Raw genomic sequence first — 18,334 nt, forward strand, 5'->3', positions numbered from 1 at the left:
AAATTAACAAAGAACGGCATCTCATTGAATGTTTTTTCAATAAAGTAAAACATTATCGTCGGTTGGCGACTCGCTTTGATAAGTTAGCAAGCTCATTCAAGGCTTTTTTAACGCTGGCATCAATTATGGTCTGGCTCGCTTAGGTTTGCATACACGCCCTAGTAAAAGGGTGGATTTGAGTCACAAAAAAATGACACAAATCCACCCTCATAAAAAAAGAAACCTTATAAAATAAGGATTTCTGAAAAGGGGACTTTTGTGTCAATCTACATTATGGATTATGCTTACATAGTTGTTCTTTTTCATTTTATGTAGTTCTAATGTGCTCAACTTTGCTAATTCTCTCTGAATAATTCGCAAGCAATAGGTCCAATAATCCATCCGGTACTAGTTTTTCCTGTTCATTATCCTCTAACCTTTCAATGCGACTATGTTCTTGTCCCCCGACATCGGTTGTCTAATGACACACAAATTATGAAACATAATTGACACAAAAGTGGCTTCATTCCTCCCCTTGTGAACGCTCATCGAACGGATATCAACGATCACTTAATTGTCGATAATATCCTAAGCTCTCTAAGATACTGATCTTATGTTCATCACTTGGAAAAAAGTTGTGTATGGCAAAATTGTACCATGTCTAAGTTTTTTTAAGAGAAAACCTGTCAGCTCGATACCATTCTATAAACGAGTCTATAAACGAGAAAATACCTGCCCCTCTCCCGGGCAGGTATTAAAGGTGAATCGTATGAATGGCTTACCAACATCGATCACTAAATATTAGTCCAGAAGGCTGTAGATCTGAATGCTCTCCACCTTGGCATCCTTGATATGAAACGACATCACATCCACATAATTGGATGGCTCGTAACGGAAGTCATCCTCCTCATTAGGGGCTCCATCACCAAGCAGTTTCCCCTCAGGGTAGGCGTTTTTGAGTGTATCCAGGCTATCTCCTGCTTTAATGTTTCGAACTGTCGCGTACTTAGGATCTGTAATTTCGATATGAAAGATGGAGTCTTGTTTTCCCTCCGGTATACTGATTGTTTTAATCTCCAGACCAGGATACGTATAAACCTTTTCTGTAAAACCGATTAACGTATCCATGTTTGTTCCATCGCCGGCACTGTACGTATGAGATTTCAGGTTATCCGGTTTGCCCAGCATCTGTTCCATCTGATCTTCATTCGCTGTATCCGAAATCGCAATGGTGTGCTCATTATAGACAAAAGCAAGCTCCTTCAGCACCACATTGCCTTCCTTCTCCATCGAACCTTCCTTAATAGCTTCAGCACTCTGTCCTTCCGAATTTTCTGAAGCAGGCGCAGTAGAATTTGATGCTCCTTCGCCTTTGGCCTGTTCGTTCGACGTGTTTTTTTCAGCCGAGTTCTGCGCCGCTTCTGGCGACTTGGCACCATTGGACTGACAGCCCGTCAGTGCCATCGTTAGTAAAATACTCAGCAGGATAACAGCTGTAGCTTTGTTTATCAATTTCATCATGATCCCTCCATAAATGTGTGATTTCTTCTTATGAAGTGATTATAAAAAAAGCATTTGTTAGTCTCATAACAGAATTGTATCAATCTTGTAACGTTAACTATTAACGCGCGTGTTTACGCACGGGGTAACACAATCGTAACGGTCGTTCCTTCCCCGATTTGACTTTCCATGTCGATATATCCATTAAACCGCTCTACAATCTCTTTGCAAATAGAAAGTCCAAGACCTGAACCGTTCGCTGTGCTTGCATTTTTCGCCCGGTAAAAGCGTTCCTGCACTCTCTCCAGCTCATCGCCCGCGATACCGATACCTTGATCACGTATTCGTATAACTACCTCGCTTGGCGTATGTTCCAACATCAATTCGATTAGCGATGGACTGCCTGAATATTTGATGGCATTGTCCACAAGGTTGGCGATCGCATGGGACATCAGCATTGGATTCACGTTGGCGTGGACTCTCGTCAGAAGCTTATCCTCCGGTTCCGCTTCCGCCTCCCTGAACATAATCTCGATTCCTTTATCTTTAGCCTTGGCACCCATACTCGTTGCGACTTGCTGAATCAGTTCGTTCATTTCCGTCTTCTCGACTTCCAGTTTGTTAGAACCAGCCTTGTCGAATCGGGATAGCAACAACAGTTCATTAATCAAGCGCGTCAGCCGATCCGATTCCTGCAGCAGATGAGCATAGATTTTTTGCAGCTCCTTGTTCTCCTCCCCTTCATACAAGTATTGAGAGAAACCACGAATTGCTGCCAATGGTGTTTTTAACTCGTGAGATACGTTGGAGACAAATTGTTTCTGGTACTGAATATAATCATGAAGCTGCCGCCCCATGGAATCCAGCCCATCTGCCAGCATGCCCAGCTCATCCTTCCGGTTTAGATGAACTCTCCGAAACTCCTGTCTAGAGAAACTTTGCGCAGCGCCAAGCAACAGCTTAATCGGCTTGGTTGTGTTGCGGGCGATCCACAGACTGGATAACGTAATCAGTACAATAAATCCGCCTGCACCCGCAAACAGGATATAACGGATTTGATCCATAATCGCATAAAAGTAGGAAATGTCCTCCACGAACTCATACACATAAGCGTTTTGGTAGTATTGATCCTGAATGGGAGTGGCAAAATAAAGCAGATGATCTTCCGTTACGGTGTAGGCATAACTGCCGCTCAGGGCTTTCTCAATATTCTTTTCAAAAATAAGAGGTTTGCCATCATTAATGATGATGCCATCCACAGCCAAGCCCAGCAACTGCTTGGAGCTATCATAGATACGTACTTCCTTGCCTGAAGCTTTCAGCTTCTCCAGAGCAAGTCTTACGATTTCTTTTGTCTGCGGCTCTCCTGTCGATGATCTATGCTGTGCCAACACCTCACGGAAGGACAACTCGGACAGATCCGCCTTCTCCATCATCTGTTTTTCAATGGTAATGAAGCTGTAGTAATCGATGGCTTTATTCACCGCAAAAATGATGATGCCAAAGGACAGCACGGAGAAAAATAAATAATTCAGCAGTAACCGGGTTGCATACTTCAGGCCTCGCCACCTCCAAGTTGATAGCCAAATCCATAGATCGTCCTGACATACTTCGGTTCGTCCGCGTTATCCTCCAGCTTCTTCCGTAATCGCATGATGGTCATATCCACACTGCGACTGTCTCCCATAAAGTCATATCCCCATCCAATCTGCAGCAGCTCATCCCGGGTAAAGATTTTGTCTGGCCTTTTGAGTAACGTTTCCAGAATTTTAAACTCTTTGGCCGTTAAAGACACGGGTACACCGTTTTTCAGCACCCTTCGGCTTTCCAGATCAAATGTCAGCTCTTCATGAATGATGCGCGTAGATTTCACTTCTGTTCCTTCACTTGATTCCTCCTTGCTCTCGTTTCTTCTCAGAATCACCTTGATCCGAGCGAGCAATTCACGATTGTCAAAGGGTTTGGTCATGTAATCTTCCGCCCCTAGCTCTAGTCCCAACACCTTGTCGATTACCTCATTTTTGGCAGAGAGCATGATCACAGGAACGGCACGTTTCCTGGTGATTTCCTTGCACAGTTCATATCCGGAGCAGTCAGGCAGCATCAAGTCAAGCACCACCAGGTCCGGTTGAAAAGCATCCAGCAGCTGCAGGGCTATTTTACCGTTTTCAGCCGTTTGAACGACGTAGTTTTCTCTTCTCAGTACGAGCTCAATTAAATCTCTGATTGCGACTTCATCGTCAATGACAAGTATTTTCTTCAATGTGCATCCCTTCTAGCCTTGTTCCCCAGCTTGAATCATAATTTACCCTCATCTTAGCACAGACACTTTAGATTCCTCCACCAACTGATTCCACTGAGCCAACATAACTTGTAATAAACCCGAAGAAAGGAGAACAATCCATGGATCTGCAATGGGTACTCATTTTTGGTGGACTTATTGTCTGGTTAAGCGGCAACTTGATTGGGCGGGACGTACCGAGCGGTGTACTTGGGAACATTATTGCGGGTTTTATCGGTTCCTGGTTAGGAACGGGATTGCTGGGACCAAGGGGGCCGGTGATTGGCGGATTTCATATTATTCCAGCCATCGTTGGCTCGATTATTGCCCTGCTAATCTTCTTCGCTCTGGCACGAGGCGGATCCTTCCGAAGACGGTTAACAAAAAGAGGCGGAAACCGATACCGTCGTTCATGAGATATTTTTATAAAGATGCTGCCAGGGCATAAAGGTACAGGATAAACATAAATGGACCGAAAGCATTCATCGATGGAAGATGAACACTTACGGTCCTTTTGTTATTTTTGTACTGATTTCATCCATTCTTTCAGTGCCTGAACAACCTGCTGAAGCTGTTCCTGTCCTGTAACCTTAGGCGCGCTGTCTCCCTTTTGCATCCCGTAGGAGCCAAATTGACCATGGTTGCCACCCTTTATACTCACGAATCGTGATTTTCCCAGTAATTCTGCAGCGGATTCGGGAGCCCAGTAAGCAAATCATTTAAACGACTCGCTTCTTTGTGCATGAATATCCAATTTATAGCAATATAATATTTATTCTATGACCTCATTATACAATTTACTCTGTTATTCAGATTATGCTTTTCTGCTTTGATCCAACCCTTAAAGTTTTTTCGCATAATACATCCACAATGTAAAAAATACGATCAAAACAAAAAATAAGCAAACTAGTAAGGTGTAGAATATCAAGGAATTAAAGAAACCGGCGATCACGGCGGCAATGCCCAGACCTATGATAATGATGGCTACGCTGAGAGTACTGGCACTCTTGATTATCATTACACTCCGCTCGTCATTCTCCTCTATATATTGCTTCTTCAACTCGGCTTCATTTTTGCTGGCTTTTATATACTTGACGAGAAAAAAAACGACGGCCACTTCAACCCCGATAAAAGCACCTGTGTGAAATCCCTTTATAAAACTGGGCAAATCGGGTAGTCCACCTCGGTAAAATACAAGTCCCACATAGATCAATAGCGTAGCAGTAGCTACCATTGACAGTGCGTTTTTGCGAGTTTTTACTTTAATCTTGTACTTGTCCATTTACATTTCCTCCACTTCGCTGAAATCAAAAACTTCTTCAATGGCGAGTCCAAAATAATTGGCAATTTTGTAAGCAAGAATAAGGGAAGCCGTATACTTTCCCCTTTCAAGGGAGGTGATGGTTTGCCGGGTAACACCAACAATTTTTCCTAGATCTTCCTGTGAAAGCTTATGCTGCTTACGCAGTTCTGCAATTCTTGTCTTCAAGTTATCACACCCTTGCAATGTTTACTTTGCTTTTTTAGAATAGTTTACTTTGCAATATATGTCAAGCGAACTTTGCATTTTATGCGGTTTTGCAATTTCACCGAAAGAAGGTTGCATTTAACATTGAAGGCGGTACAGCGCTTTTTCCAGTAAAACGGGGCCTCCGCTTAGCTTCTCGCCGATACGGCTCAACCTGAAAGAGATGCCTATGCAAATGAAAATGATGATCCCCTACCGTTTAGATATCAGTCTAATCGGCAATCGGACTATGTTCTTGTCCATTCCGGCAATCGGTGCAAGTTCTTGTCCTTGGCTCGGGACAAGAACTTGTACCGATAAAACAAAAAAGCCGCTTTAATAGCGACTTTCAATGGGACTTTGTTCTTGTCCCCCGACATCGATCGATTCTGCAATGTTCTTGTCCCTCGACAGCTTCTTATCTTATCGGGATAACAAACGTTGTCGGCGTTCTTCAACCTTAAGGATCAGATTATTAGCGAAGTTTGTACGTTCCTTGTTTTCTTGTTCCGGATCGCTAAGGAGAATTTCATCCCTTACGATAAGGGCGTCACCATGCGGGTTTACAGGCTCCGTTTTCTAAAAAAAGCCGCTAAAATGGCGACTTTTAATTGGACCATGTTCTTGTCCCTCTACAATGAAACCCGGCAACCAATATAAAAAATAAAAAAGAAGAGAAAGCACATCAACAGTCGTCGAATCGCTTTCTCTTCATTTAAATTCATTCGCCCGGCCGCGCTGCCACCACTTCCGGCACGCCGCGCGTGAACAGCTTGACGGACACGCGCGGCTTTGGATCGCCTTCAAAGCGGCAACTGAACGAGACGGTTTGCCCTCCTCTTTTCAGCAACGGAGCTTCCGACGCAACCTCCACCGTCTTCAACAAGTTCCAGTTAGCGTCGTAGACACGGCCTATCCGGTCGCTCTCGCACACGAGATACTGCCCGGCGCCGATCTCCGTCTCAAATGTCATGTAGCTGCCGCCGGCGTAAAACGTCGGCCGCTTAACCATTCCCCGCGTATTGCCATAGGACGGCACCGCGCGCAGAATGAATCGGAGCGGCTGCTCCTCTTGCCAATTGTAGAACGCCCAGTCCGAGCCGCCCGGTTGACCCGGTTGCTGCTCTTCCGGATTGCACAGCAGTTCATCCGATATGTCTACAGGATACAGCGTCCAGCGGCCTTCGCCCGCCGGTTCCAGATGCCAGTCGCCGGCAGGATCTTGCATCCGCTGGCGCTGCGACACGCTGAATGCATTCGACCGTCTGGCGGCCTCCCACTCTCGAACAAGCGCCAGCAATTCGTCGATATTGCCGTTTCGTTTCAACACGGCCATGTCGGCAAACAATGCGAATCCGGCGTCGAAACCGGCCGCTTTGGAGAGCACCCATTCGATCTCGTCCTGCGTCGTCGCTTCGAACTGGTTCGAAACGGAGCGGATCATAAACCAGCCGAGCATAGCCGGAATAAAGTTCCGGGCAAAAAAGCGCTGATTATGGAGCCGCCAATCCAACTGCCCTTCCCGCGTCGCGGCTCCCCACGGCTCGCCCCAGTTGAAGCGTGTATGGATATGCCAAGCGTAATTGGAAACTACGATGCTGGCATCATTGATCACTTCGCCTTCCCATCCGTCATAGCAGCGTTTGACGAAGCGGTTTGTCGCGTAATCCTCATGGCCGGTCGCATAGACACCTTCCAGACCGTCAAACGAAATTTGCCGCAATCCCGTTGCCTGAAACAAGGACGTAATCCGGTCACAATACGCATCCTGCAATTCCAAATTCGGAAAAAACACATCGTACGGGTGGTCCCACAACCGGCCGACAGCCGTTCCCGTCTCGTGGGCGGAAATTTCCGTCCCGTTCGCCCCACGATGGCAGCCGAGCAGCTTCCATGGAGCTTCCTCCGATACTGCGTCGTATTCAATCAGTTCGTTTTCAATAACGGCCGTTCGCCGGAACAAGCTAACCTGGAACGGGCGCGGATCGTCAACCTCGATCTCTGTAGCTTCCTCCCCGACAGGCGCAGTCAGCAGCCCGCTTCCCACAAGCTGCAGCCGTTTATCGGGCTTTGGCGTAACATAGGGATCGCCGAGTGTCGTAAAATTGGTCAACGTATGGACCCCGACAATTACGCCCTCCTTTTCCGCCGCCTCAACGCAAGCTTTCATCCCGGCGTCTCCATTTGGAAAAGCTGACGGTTTCAGCTCGAAATGTCCCCAGTTCGCGAACGGATCGGGATGATAAACACCGCAGAGCCCGGCTTCCTTCGCGAAAGCCACCGCATTCCCAATGGCAGCTTCATTAAAGTCGGTAATCAGATACGACTGCTTCGCATCCGGCGACAACTTGGCCCAAGCACCGTCAATTGTCGGATGTGGCAGCCCTTCGCCCAGTTCGATCGCTTCGATTGTTTCCAGTACAAGATCAGCCGGACAACCAAACAGTGCGATTTTGGACCCGGTCAGCGCTGCATCCGGGCCATCTATAGGGGTGACCGGGGTGACCGGGATGTCCGGCGTTCCCCATACCGTCCGCCGTTCATCTCGCGTCCGGTTGCGCGTAAACGCTTGCAGCAAGCTGCCATCGGCTGTCGGCCAGGCTGCGCTGACGTCATACCCGACCTTCGCGTCCGGGTAAGGAAGGTCGGCAAAGCGGTCCAGTCTCAGATCCACCGGGAAGCCGCCGAGCGTCTTCTCGTTTAAGGCCTGAATGCCCAAAGCATATTCGCCGTCATGCACGACGCCGACCGATTCCCCGATCGAGCCGGAAATTGCCATTTCGTAAGGGCCCCAGAGCAGGACGTCCGGCTCCGTGCCCACGATGCGCACAATCTCGAACGTAGCATAGTCTTTCTTTGCGCACGCTTCCACTTCCAGCCGCACAGCCCCGTCCAAGAAGTCAAATACCATCAGGAAACGGCTGCCGTCATCGTGCACAACGTTGCTTGTGTCGCATTGAAACCGTTTCGGTTCCAAAATCCGCCCGTCTGCCGCAATTCGCACAAGAGGAGAGCCTGCTTCTCCGGCGAGATAATTTTTTCCCGTCGTGGCGCATTGCAGCCCGACCAGACGGCCGAGGCCATCCATTTGCAGCTCCATATGCTTCAATCGCATTCCAAACAACCCTATCATGCCCGCTTCGCTCCTTAATTGAAATTCTCGTCGTATACTTTCTGCGCCTCTTCCAGCACCTTGTCGCCGCCCATGCTCCTCCATTTGGCCACGTAGTTGTCAAACTCGCTGAGCGATTGGCGTCCTGTAATAAAGTCCACATATTGCTGCAGTGTAAACTGGCTCAGTTTATCCTGATACTCGTTATAAATCGGCTTGTTGAACGGCGCCAAAACATCGATGTTGCGCGTTCCTTGCGCCCGCGTGTCCTTAGCCAGCTGTCGCAGGCTTTCTTCCGAAGTATAGGTGGTTTGGAAATCGTAGTCGTTGAAGGAGCCGGACATCGAGTAGCCGCCTATACCCGCCCGCTTACGCTCTTTCTCGTCGTTGTAAGGCGGGATGAACTGGACCGTCCCTTTTTCGCCGATCTTCCACGTTTTTCCTTTCTCGCCGAAATTCAGCTTCTCGTACAATTCCGGATCAAACTGCGTTGCTTCGAACACTTGCAAATATTTGATCAACTTCTCGCGGTTGTCGTTCAACTGCTTGCCGAACATGACGCCGGAGGCGAAGCTCGGATGGTACTGGGCCATGCCGTATTTTCCTTCCGGGCCTTTGACGCCGGGAGAAATCGCCCAGTTAAAATCCGCCTTTTTCTGCTTCAGCTTGTCATACCATTGCTCGCCCCCGAGGAACGCATTGCCCGGTACGAAAGCCCACCAATAATATTCGATTGCGCCAACTTTATCGGTCAGTACCTTGTCTTCCACATTGCTCGCTTTGTTGACGACAAACTCAGGATCGATCAGTTCGTTCTTGTACCAGCGATGCAGTACTTCCAGCGCCTGCTTCGCGCCTGGTTCAATTTCTCCCCGCACTACTTTGCCGTCCTTCTCTACAAAAAGGCTGGGATAGATGTCAAAAGCACCGAATACCGAGCTGTACAAGCTTCCGATGCTTTCTGCGCTCGAAGTGATGCCGTACGTGTCCTTCTTGCCATTGCCGTCCGGATCGTTGTTGCGGAACGCCGTTAGTGCCGCTTCCATCTCTTCGAGCGTCTCCGGCTTTTTGGCAATGCCCACTTTTTTCAGCCAATCTTCCCGGAAGCCGAGCTGCATGCCGTCGATGCCGATATCCCAAAGCACCGGAAGGCCGTAAATTTTGCCGTCCCGGCGAACGTACCGGAAAGGATCGTCGCCCAAATACCGCTTCAGCCAAGCCACGTATTTCGGCATATGCTCCTCGATCAGCTCTTGCGGAATTTCGGCTGCCACCTCTTGCTGCAAAAACTTGTCGTATTCCGGGAAGGACGGCTCTTTCCACCAATCGGGGATTTCGCCGGAAGCAATCATCAAGTTCAGCTTCTCTTTGAACGCTTCACGGCCGACAGAAATAAATTCAACGTCGATGTCAAATTTTTCCTTGAGCGCCGTAACTCCGTAAGAATCCCCTTCGGCGTTTCCGTCCAGGTTCCAAAACATCAGCTTCGGCTTGCCCATAGCATTTTCGTCTCCCTCCTCGGCCACCGTCGATCCGTTGTCCGGTTGTGGCGCCTGATTCGACGACCCGTTGCCGCAGCCGGCCAGCAACGTCACCGCCATTATTGCGGCGAGCGCGCTGCTCACCCAGCGTTTTTTATTCGCGAACATGTCCTCATCTCCTTCTATTTTCCAGAAGCTCCAATTCGGAATCACCCTTTAACTGCGCCGACCATGACACCTTTGACAAAATATTTTTGAATAAACGGATATACAATCACCATCGGAATGATCGAGAACATGATGACCGTCGCCTGCAACTGCCGGCCCGAAAAGGTCGTCTGGTTGCCGATATTTTGCATGACGGCGCTTATGTCGCTCATATTGTTCTGAATGACGATTTTGCGCAGCACGACTTGCAGCACCTGCTTGTCGGGATCGGACATATAAATCATGCTGTCGAACCAAGCATTCCAATGCCCTACGCCGACCCAAAGCGCAACCGTCGCTAGGACGGGCTTGCTGAGCGGGAGCACGATTTGGGTGTAGATCCGCAGATAGCCCGCTCCGTCGACCCGGGCCGATTCCTCTACCTCGGCGGGAATCTCCCGAAAGAAATTACGCATAATGAGCACATTGAACGCGCCGACCATCCCGGGAATGACAAGTGCCCATATCGTGTTGTACATCCCCAATTCCTTGATCAGCAAGTAGCTTGGAATCGTACCGCCGCCAAACAGCATCGTGAACAGAATAATACCCGTAAATACGCGATTCCAGGGCAGATCCCTCTTGGCCAGCGGATAGGCCGTGATGGAAGTGAGCAGCACCGCCAATATGACACCGATAACGGTACGGACGATTGTATTCCAATACCCTTGCCACAGCGCATCGAACTTGAATGCCAGCTTGTAGCTTTCGAAGGACAACTGCTCCGGCAGCAAAATAAAACCCGAGGCGTAAGCGGCACCGTCCGCCCCCGTACCGTCGAGCGAAATGACGATTTGCGTCCAGAACGGATAGATGGTTGCCAGCATAATGATCGCCGCGACGATATAGAGAACGCCATCCACGATTTTGTCGCCGGCCGATTTTTTTACTTGAATGATGTCAAACACCCCCTGCGCGTCTTGCCGCTACCATAATGCATGATCCCGTCCCCCCACCAGCTTTACGATCCGGTTGACACTGATGATCAAAACGAGGGCTACAAGCGACTTGAACAACCCCACCGCTGTCGCATAGCTGTAGTTCATCTCAACCAGCCCTTTGCGGTACACATACGTGTCGATAATGTCCGAAACTTCCATTACTCTCGGATTATACATGTTGAATATCTGATCGAAGCCCGCATCCAAAATACCGGACATCGACAAAATGAGCATAATCGCAATAACCGGCGCCAGCATCGGAATCGAGATGTAGAACATTCGTTTGAACCGTCCCGCACCGTCGATGACGGCAGCTTCGTACATTTGCGGGTCGATGCCGGAAATGGCCGCAAAATAAATGATGGAGCCCCAGCCGAACCCCTGAAAAATGCTCGTCACGACCAAAATCGTTCGAAAATAACGGTCATCTGCCAGATACAATATCGGTTCCATGCCGAACCATTGCATCACCGTATTAATTGGTCCTTCCAGCGAGAACATCGTGAAAAAAACTCCCGCCAAAACAACCCAGGATATAAAATGCGGCAAATACGAAACCGTTTGCACGACTTTTTTGAATCGCATGCTGGAAATCTCGCTTAGCAGCAGGGCGAAAAAGATCGGCACGGGAAACCCGAAAACTAGTTTGTATACGCTGATAACCAGCGTATTTTCCAGAACGGTATAAAAATAGCCGTCCGCAAACACTTTCTCGAAAACCTCGAATCCCACCCAAGGACTGTCTATAATGCCTCGCGTAATTTTAAAATCTTTAAACGCCAAGATGACGCCGTACATCGGCAAATAATGAAAAACGAGATAGTAAAGCATACCCGGTACAAGCATAAGCAGCAGGACACGGTATTGTTTTACTTTGCGCCATGTGTCCTTCTTGTTCTTTTGTTCATAGCCACTCCGCACCGGCGGAGCCGTCTCCTCCATAGCTGACCCTCCTGTTTTGTATGCGCATACATTGGATTGTTAACAGGATAGCACGGCCACTGCGAAAAAGAATTATTAAATATTTTCGAAATACTTCACTTTTTTACGGCATTGTTATAAGGTGGGATCGTCACGCTCATCGCCGTTCCTCTGCCGGGTTTGCTTTCAATCCCGATGCCGCTGTCCGCGGCGAAAAACAGCCTCAGCCGTTCATTGACATTTTTTAATCCGTAGCCAGAAGATTGCTGAAGCAGCAGTCGCCTTATCGTTTCCTCATCCATGCCCGGACCGTTGTCCTCGACGGTGAACACGATCACCTGGGACATTCGCTTCGCGCTGATTTTAAGCCATCCTCGCCCGCCTTTCTTCTGGTTGATGCCATGCTTCACCGCGTTCTCAGCAAGCGGCTGCAAAATAAGATTCAGCATCCGGTAGCCGTACACCTCTTCATCGATATCATAGTAAACGTCGAATTCGTAATCGCTCATCATCAGCATAATATCGAGATACGATTTAATGTTGTCCAATTCGTCGCGCACCGGAATAATGTTATCCCCCTTGTTCAGCGACGTGCGGTAAAACCGCGATAAGGATGTCACGACATGGCTGATTTTATGCTGTTCGCTTTTGACCGCTTCCCAATTGATGAAAGAGAGCGTATTATACAAAAAATGCGGATTGATTTGCGATTGAAGCGCCTTCAGCTCCGCCTCCTTCTGCACAATTTTGTTCGTATAGGCTTCTTTCACCAGCGCATTGAGCCGTACAATCATATTGCCGAACCGGTTCGTCAGTTCGCCGATTTCGTCGCGCGACGCGCTTTGAACTTGGAGCGACAACTCCCCGTTCTCCACGCGCCGCATCAGCGCGTTCAACTTGTATATCCGTCTGATCATCGTGCGGGAAAAGATCGAGATGATGATGAGCAGGAAGGCAATGCAGGAATCGATGACGATAAGCGTCGCGTTCAAGATCGATTCCGCATTGAGGGACATCTGCTTCACCGGAACGAAACAGCGAATCGTCCATCCCGTCTGCGCAATCGTCTTCGTCACCGTGTATAGCCGTTCACCGCTGGCGTCGATCACCGAATCCGGCCGATCCTTAACTTTCGTAAACTCTGCAGCTCGGCTCGCCGCCGCATCGGAATTTGCGTAGAGCAGTGTACCGTTCCGATCCGCGATGACGACGTCATACCCTTTTGCTAAACTGGTGATATTTTTGAACAAGCCGTCGCTATTGATTTCCATGAAGAGCACATTGGTGTCGCTGTCCGAGAAAAATCGCGGGAACGGTCCTGCCACGAACAAATCACCGCTCTCATTCATCGACCACTGATTACCGCCGCCCACAATCGTTTTGTGGTACCAACTCTTGTCCTTCACACGCTCATGCGACTGCACGGACAAGCCGTATTCGGGAACGTTGCTCTGTGTATAAAAAGTGATCTGCTTAATATCGCTGTTGAGCGTCATCATCATATTGAAATAAGGCGTCAAATACTCATTCAAATCTCGCGACAAATTGACGAGATCGATGTAGTCATTTGCGACAATCCGCTGAAACGTCTTGTTATACACAACCGAGCGAATCGTATGGTCGTACTGCTCCAGCGTGCCGTTGAGAGATTGCGAGATGGCCGTCACATTTTTTTCAATACTCTGCGACGCTTGAATCCGCAGCATTTCCTCCGATTGTCGGAAGGCATACAGACCCAGCATAAGGATCGGGATAATAATGACTGTCAAGTAGGAAAGAAACAGCTTTTGATTAAAACGTAACCGATTGAACAGACCGTCGACCATCCTTCTCATGTACCGGCTCCTTCCCGGTATTGCGTTGGCGTTCGGCCAAAATGTGCCTTGAACAGCGAACTGAAGTACGGCACGTTGACATAGCCCACATCGCGGCTGATTTGGACGATTTTGCGATTCGTGGTCAACAGCAATTGGCGCGCTCGCTCCATCCGGTACTGAGTCATATATTTGTTGATGCTGATGCCTTTATGCCGGCTGAACAGATGGCTTAAATAACTGGGCGACAAATAGACCCGTTCCGCCAACGAATCGAGTGACAGATCGGTACCGTACTCGCTTTCGATAATATGGACTACGTCCTCGATCGCTTTGCGCGCGGAGTCGGAACCGCCGGCACCTGCCTCCGGCTCGCTTCCTTCCACAACGCTGAGCATAACGGCCTTTAAATCACTCAGTTTTGCCGTCTTGTAGATGAGATCGAGATGCTGCTTGAAGCGGTTCGGCTCCTTACGGGATGTAGCGTCAAATAGCGTTTTGACGATTTCCACACAAACATATTTGATGTACATCACCGGGAAGCGGTCACTGTTCTGCATCTCGTCGATCAATCCTGCAAGTCGCGGCTTTGCCAAGTCGTACCTGCCTCGATGAATATGTTCCGACAAGACTGAAAGCGCCTTCTCGACATCATACATTTCATTGCCGTTCTCCGTCTCCGAAGCCGGTTTTACAGTCGGCAGCACGACGCCCTCATCGTAGAAAAACTTCGTTTCCAAAACCTCTTCCATTTCGCTGAACCGCTCGTCAAACGGGACCTTCCCGTCTAGCAATCCGCCGAGAACGACCGTCATCTCCCTCCCATGCGCGTCCCGAAACCAACGGACCAAAGACTCGCCAAGCCGACGCAGACCGACTGAATCGATAGCCCCTTCTCCGTCTTCGGCGGGCGTATTTTCTTCCTTGTCCGCTACCAGCAGCAAACTTTGAAACTCGTTCAGATGCACCAGTTCAAAAGGGACAGCGATCAAGTCTTTCAAGCCGCGTTCCAACTCCAGGTCGTGCAAATCGAAAAAGCGGTTGCGCGTATCCAGCATGATCATATGCACGGCCTTGTCTCCGCCGACAAAAGGAATGGCCGTTACCTGCGGTGCTGGATAACACGCTGCTGCGTCCTCGCCGAGTTTACCGTGAATAAGCTCCGTAACTCTTTTCTGCTTTTCGTAGCGAATATCACGGCTGTAGGCCGCTTCCAACTTATCGCGCCGATTCCGGTCTTGCCGTTCTTCCTCGCACAAAAGAATGACTTGGGAGATCACCTTTAGAAACTCGCTGACCTCCACCGGTTTTAAAATATAGCGAATCGCGTTCAAATCGATCGCCCGCTGCGCATACTCGAATTCACCATAGGCGCTCATGAAAACGACTTTGCTCGGCCTGCCCATCGCTCTGGCCTGTTCCGCTAATTCCAGCCCATCCATCCCATTCATCCGAATGTCTGTAAATAAAATGTCGATCTCATGCTCCTCGAGGTAAACAAGCGCTTCTTCGCCGCTGTCCGCTTCTATGAGTTCCAACTGCAGGCCGTATTTATCAACCAGGAACTTAACGCCGTCCCGCTCGAATTTATCGTCGTCCACAACTAGCATTTTCCACATATTAACCACCCTTTCTCTCCGTGCTCCGTGTTCTCCCCGGGACCTTGCCCTGCTTGGTTGTATCGTAGTCTAGCACAAATGAAAGCGGTTAAAAAGTGTGAAACTCCCCCTGTTAATAAAGCAAGAAGCCTCCCGCCATTTGGCAATGGTATTATCCCTTCATGGTAGACAGTAAAAAAAAAGTTCATGATATGATGAACTTAACACTGTAGACCGGAGGGGATTTTTGATGTACCAAAGAAAGGGCAAAAGCTGACGGGTTATAGCGAAGAAGTCAAAAAGGAAGCTGTACGTTTGAGATTCAAATGAAACCAGGCGCTACTCCATGATTATGGAGGAGAAGTTTGGGACTAAAAGTGAATCTCAAATTCTCACTTGGGTTTGTAAGTTTCAGAATGGAGAAACCTTTGAGGATTACCATGGACGCTGGAATAAAAAGCATTTTAGCAGCGTTGAAGAAGAGAACGCTTACCTGAAAGCGCAGGTCGAACACTTAAAAAAGCCCAATCCGAATTTACACGGGGAGGGAAGTTGGATACAGAAGTCCTCGACTCGGGACAAGAACTTGTACCGATTGTCTCCCGACACTTGTCCCTCGACAAAATGTCACTATCTTTTTGTCACCCGACAAAAAAATTTAAACAACGTTTCCCGTTAGCAGTTGAAGTACTGTTTGTAAAGATTGTTGCTAATGGTAAAAAAGAGACAGCTTTTATGCTGTCTCCGATATTCAACTAACAGACCTGATAGTTGAAGTACATTTCTTCACAAAAATGAAATGCTTCTCTCTAAAACCATTGTCAAAACTCACTAAATTGACCAAACAACCTCACAACAAGAAAAATACTAGTTATCCCCCAAACTGTGGTCCCCAATATAAACCAAAATATGGCTTTGGTGGATGTAATATTCTTACTTTTCACATTTCTTCTTATAAAAGCAAGAATAACAAATCCGATGATGATGAAAGCAATAGTAATCCAAAATAATAAATTCACTTTCCACCTCCCCTATACTATTTGTAACACTTAATTCCAATCATTGTTATTCTTTTTTCGGGTAAAGCCATTATAAATATGGGCTACCCGGACGATTTTGCTTTTCTTTTGGTACGAAAATATTGATGCTATCGTCTTCACTAAAGTGAAAAAGCATGTGTGTTCCCCCTCATCTCATTTATCGTTATATTCCATAACAATGTTAAACTAACCTCCCTCTATTGAGAATCACTTTACTCTTAAATGCTCACGTTTTCTTAGATTTTGACCTTGTTTTCTTCTGAGCAGATAACATTTCAATGGAACGATGTTGTTGAGGAGGAAATTTGTGGGGCTGTTAAAGTGCAAAAAAACTCTCCACCTAGACCACTTACTGTAAAAAGTGGTTGCTATGGTAAAGTATGGTTGCATCTATGGATCTCCACATGGTCTCATGGCGGTCAACCCTCCCATGTCTCACAGAGTCTACGCTCCCACATTCCTTCATTCAACCTGTCCATGAGTGGAGGTCAGATATGCTGCCCGACAGGATCTTCGTCCGTATGTTAGTTTCGTTCTGACTCATCCGTGCTTTTTGTTATCTCGTTTTACTTTGGTCATATCAAGTAAAGTGTTCACTTAAGCTGCTTGCGGTAATTCTGCGAAACGAGGGATATCCTGTATCAATTTACTTTCACTGAATTCATGTCCTTTTTTCAAAATCCCGAAAAGAACCCGAATAAGCTTGTTACACAAAGCGATGAGCGATTGCATCTTCTTTTGCCCGATGTGTTTTCTTTCAGGTTTAGCCCTGCGAGCTTTATAATCTGTTTAGGATGTCGGTACTGATTAATGTCACCAACTTCAGCCAGAAACCCTGCGATGGTATCCCTGCCCACTCCTTTAATGGCAAGTAATTGTTGAACATTTAGAATTTGTTCCAACAGTTCATCCAATATTGCATCCAGTTCTTCATGCTTACTGTGAAGCAATTCATATTGGCTCAACAACAATCGCAACTCCATCTTAGCTAGATCTGCCCCTTGCTTAATGCCAACGGATCGACTGGCTGCTTCCTTCAGATTCCGGATTCGACCCAGACCAAGTCCTCGCTTAGCAGCTTCTCTCAGATGCTGCAGCAACGTTTCATCCGGCACATGAACAAGCTCGTGCGGCAGTAGATAATCAACTATTCCTTTCCAAAAACCCAAGAATGGTATCGTTTACAAATGCAGGGTTTTCTCTACTCATATGAGGTCTATGGCTGCCGCCAGGCACCTTTGTTCCGATAAAACAAAAACCAGCTAATGTTTGTCAAGCATTTTAAGGTTGGATGAGTTCTCTCTTCGTGATATACTTTTTCCGACCAACCCGAATAACCTCCATGGCTGTGGAGGTTTTGGTTAAATATGGTTTAAGCTTGGTAGGGCTGCCCCTTCTGCAAGATGGCGAAAATGTGATGCAACAGCTTGTTTGCACAAGCGATCACGACCACCTTGTAGGGCTTGCCCTCTTTTCTTTTTTTCTCGTAATACAAACGAATTCTTGCATTCGCGTTTTTCCTCATACCACATTGCACGGCCAAATATAGAGAACGTCTGAGCCTTTTGGAGCCTCGTTTCGTAATCCTCGTGCTCGTCGCTGTAAACTTCCCTGAACTGAAAATCCCTGGGTCAAGACCCGCAAACGCGACCAATTGCTTCGCGTCCCTAAACTGCTTGACATCACCCATCTCAGCTACAATGGCTGCGGCCAGTTTTGTTCCGATTCCCGGGATGCTTTTCACGAGTTCAACTTCGGGCAGGTTTGCCGCCATTTCCTCCATCTGTTTTTCCAACTCGTCAAGCTGCCGGATTATCGTTAGCAATAAAGTTACCATCCCAAGCAGGGCCTTGCTTTGAGACGAACTAGAACGGCTCTCTCTCCAAGGATCAAGTATTTGTTCCAGTTGCGTTGCTTTTTCATTCACCCACCGTTTGGAGCGTGATCTCCCTG

Annotated in this window: 16 protein-coding genes and 1 pseudogene; 3 read left to right on the forward strand and 14 right to left on the reverse strand. The window is 47.9% G+C overall.

Annotated features, from left to right (window positions below):
- Positions 1–143 (forward strand): annotated as a pseudogene (locus tag J7E85_RS28140) (IS5/IS1182 family transposase); the annotation flags it as partial.
- A 637-nt stretch (positions 144–780) separates the two neighbouring features.
- On the opposite strand, the gene J7E85_RS28145 reads toward J7E85_RS28140, so the two are convergent.
- From J7E85_RS28145 to J7E85_RS28155, 3 genes are all read right to left on the reverse strand, one after another.
- Positions 781–1,500, reverse strand: a complete 720-nt coding sequence (locus tag J7E85_RS28145) for a hypothetical protein (protein WP_251036100.1) — start codon at positions 1,498–1,500, stop codon at positions 781–783.
- A 113-nt stretch (positions 1,501–1,613) separates the two neighbouring features.
- Positions 1,614–2,993 carry a sensor histidine kinase gene (locus J7E85_RS28150; protein WP_215163234.1) on the reverse strand — a complete coding sequence of 460 codons (1,380 nt, stop codon included), beginning with the start codon at positions 2,991–2,993 and terminating at the stop codon, positions 1,614–1,616.
- Between the two features lie 41 nt (positions 2,994–3,034).
- Entirely contained in the window at positions 3,035–3,742 is a 708-nt protein-coding gene (locus J7E85_RS28155) for a response regulator transcription factor (RefSeq protein WP_215163235.1), read from the reverse strand.
- A gap of 140 nt (positions 3,743–3,882) precedes the next feature.
- On the opposite strand from J7E85_RS28155, the gene J7E85_RS28160 reads away from it, so the two are divergent.
- Positions 3,883–4,176, forward strand: a complete 294-nt coding sequence (locus tag J7E85_RS28160) for a GlsB/YeaQ/YmgE family stress response membrane protein (protein WP_215163236.1) — start codon at positions 3,883–3,885, stop codon at positions 4,174–4,176.
- A 101-nt stretch (positions 4,177–4,277) separates the two neighbouring features.
- On the opposite strand, the gene J7E85_RS28165 is transcribed toward J7E85_RS28160, so the two are convergent.
- The 9 genes from J7E85_RS28165 to J7E85_RS28205 all read right to left on the reverse strand — a co-directional run bounded on the left by J7E85_RS28165 (position 4,278) and on the right by J7E85_RS28205 (position 15,362).
- Complete coding sequence (locus J7E85_RS28165) at positions 4,278–4,439, reverse strand: alpha/beta hydrolase (RefSeq protein WP_215163248.1); 162 nt, start codon at positions 4,437–4,439, stop codon at positions 4,278–4,280.
- A gap of 162 nt (positions 4,440–4,601) precedes the next feature.
- Positions 4,602–5,042 (reverse strand): hypothetical protein, encoded by a 441-nt coding sequence (locus J7E85_RS28170; RefSeq protein ID WP_215163237.1) that lies wholly within the window; start codon positions 5,040–5,042, stop codon positions 4,602–4,604.
- A complete protein-coding gene (locus J7E85_RS28175) occupies positions 5,043–5,249 on the reverse strand; it encodes a helix-turn-helix transcriptional regulator (protein WP_068774025.1) in 207 nt (68 codons plus the stop codon). It abuts the gene before it with no gap.
- A 739-nt stretch (positions 5,250–5,988) separates the two neighbouring features.
- A complete protein-coding gene (locus J7E85_RS28180) occupies positions 5,989–8,400 on the reverse strand; it encodes a hypothetical protein (protein ID WP_215163238.1) in 2,412 nt (803 codons plus the stop codon).
- 14 nt (positions 8,401–8,414) lie between these two features.
- Positions 8,415–10,028 (reverse strand): extracellular solute-binding protein, encoded by a 1,614-nt coding sequence (locus tag J7E85_RS28185; RefSeq protein WP_215163239.1) that lies wholly within the window; start codon positions 10,026–10,028, stop codon positions 8,415–8,417.
- Positions 10,029–10,069: 41 nt separating this feature from the next.
- Positions 10,070–10,975 (reverse strand): carbohydrate ABC transporter permease, encoded by a 906-nt coding sequence (locus J7E85_RS28190; RefSeq protein WP_215163240.1) that lies wholly within the window; start codon positions 10,973–10,975, stop codon positions 10,070–10,072.
- An 18-nt stretch (positions 10,976–10,993) separates the two neighbouring features.
- Positions 10,994–11,950, reverse strand: a complete 957-nt coding sequence (locus J7E85_RS28195) for an ABC transporter permease (RefSeq protein ID WP_215163241.1) — start codon at positions 11,948–11,950, stop codon at positions 10,994–10,996.
- Between the two features lie 95 nt (positions 11,951–12,045).
- On the reverse strand, positions 12,046–13,764 hold the full coding sequence (locus tag J7E85_RS28200; RefSeq protein WP_215163242.1) for a sensor histidine kinase: 1,719 nt from the start codon (positions 13,762–13,764) through the stop codon (positions 12,046–12,048).
- Positions 13,761–15,362, reverse strand: coding sequence for a response regulator transcription factor (locus J7E85_RS28205; RefSeq protein ID WP_215163243.1), 1,602 nt, complete (start codon positions 15,360–15,362; stop codon positions 13,761–13,763). Before J7E85_RS28205 ends, J7E85_RS28200 begins: the two co-directional genes overlap by 4 nt.
- A 531-nt stretch (positions 15,363–15,893) precedes the next feature.
- On the opposite strand from J7E85_RS28205, the gene J7E85_RS28210 reads away from it, so the two are divergent.
- A complete protein-coding gene (locus J7E85_RS28210; RefSeq protein ID WP_215163244.1) occupies positions 15,894–16,100 on the forward strand; it encodes a hypothetical protein in 207 nt (68 codons plus the stop codon).
- Between the two features lie 955 nt (positions 16,101–17,055).
- On the opposite strand, the gene J7E85_RS28215 is transcribed toward J7E85_RS28210, so the two are convergent.
- A complete protein-coding gene (locus J7E85_RS28215; RefSeq protein WP_251036102.1) occupies positions 17,056–17,550 on the reverse strand; it encodes a transposase in 495 nt (164 codons plus the stop codon).
- 203 nt (positions 17,551–17,753) lie between these two features.
- On the reverse strand, positions 17,754–18,334 hold a 581-nt coding region (locus tag J7E85_RS28220; RefSeq protein WP_215163245.1), incomplete at its 5' end, for an IS110 family RNA-guided transposase.

It is taken from the genome of Paenibacillus sp. ISL-20 (assembly GCF_018613005.1).
Classification (GTDB): domain Bacteria; phylum Bacillota; class Bacilli; order Paenibacillales; family Paenibacillaceae; genus Paenibacillus_AQ.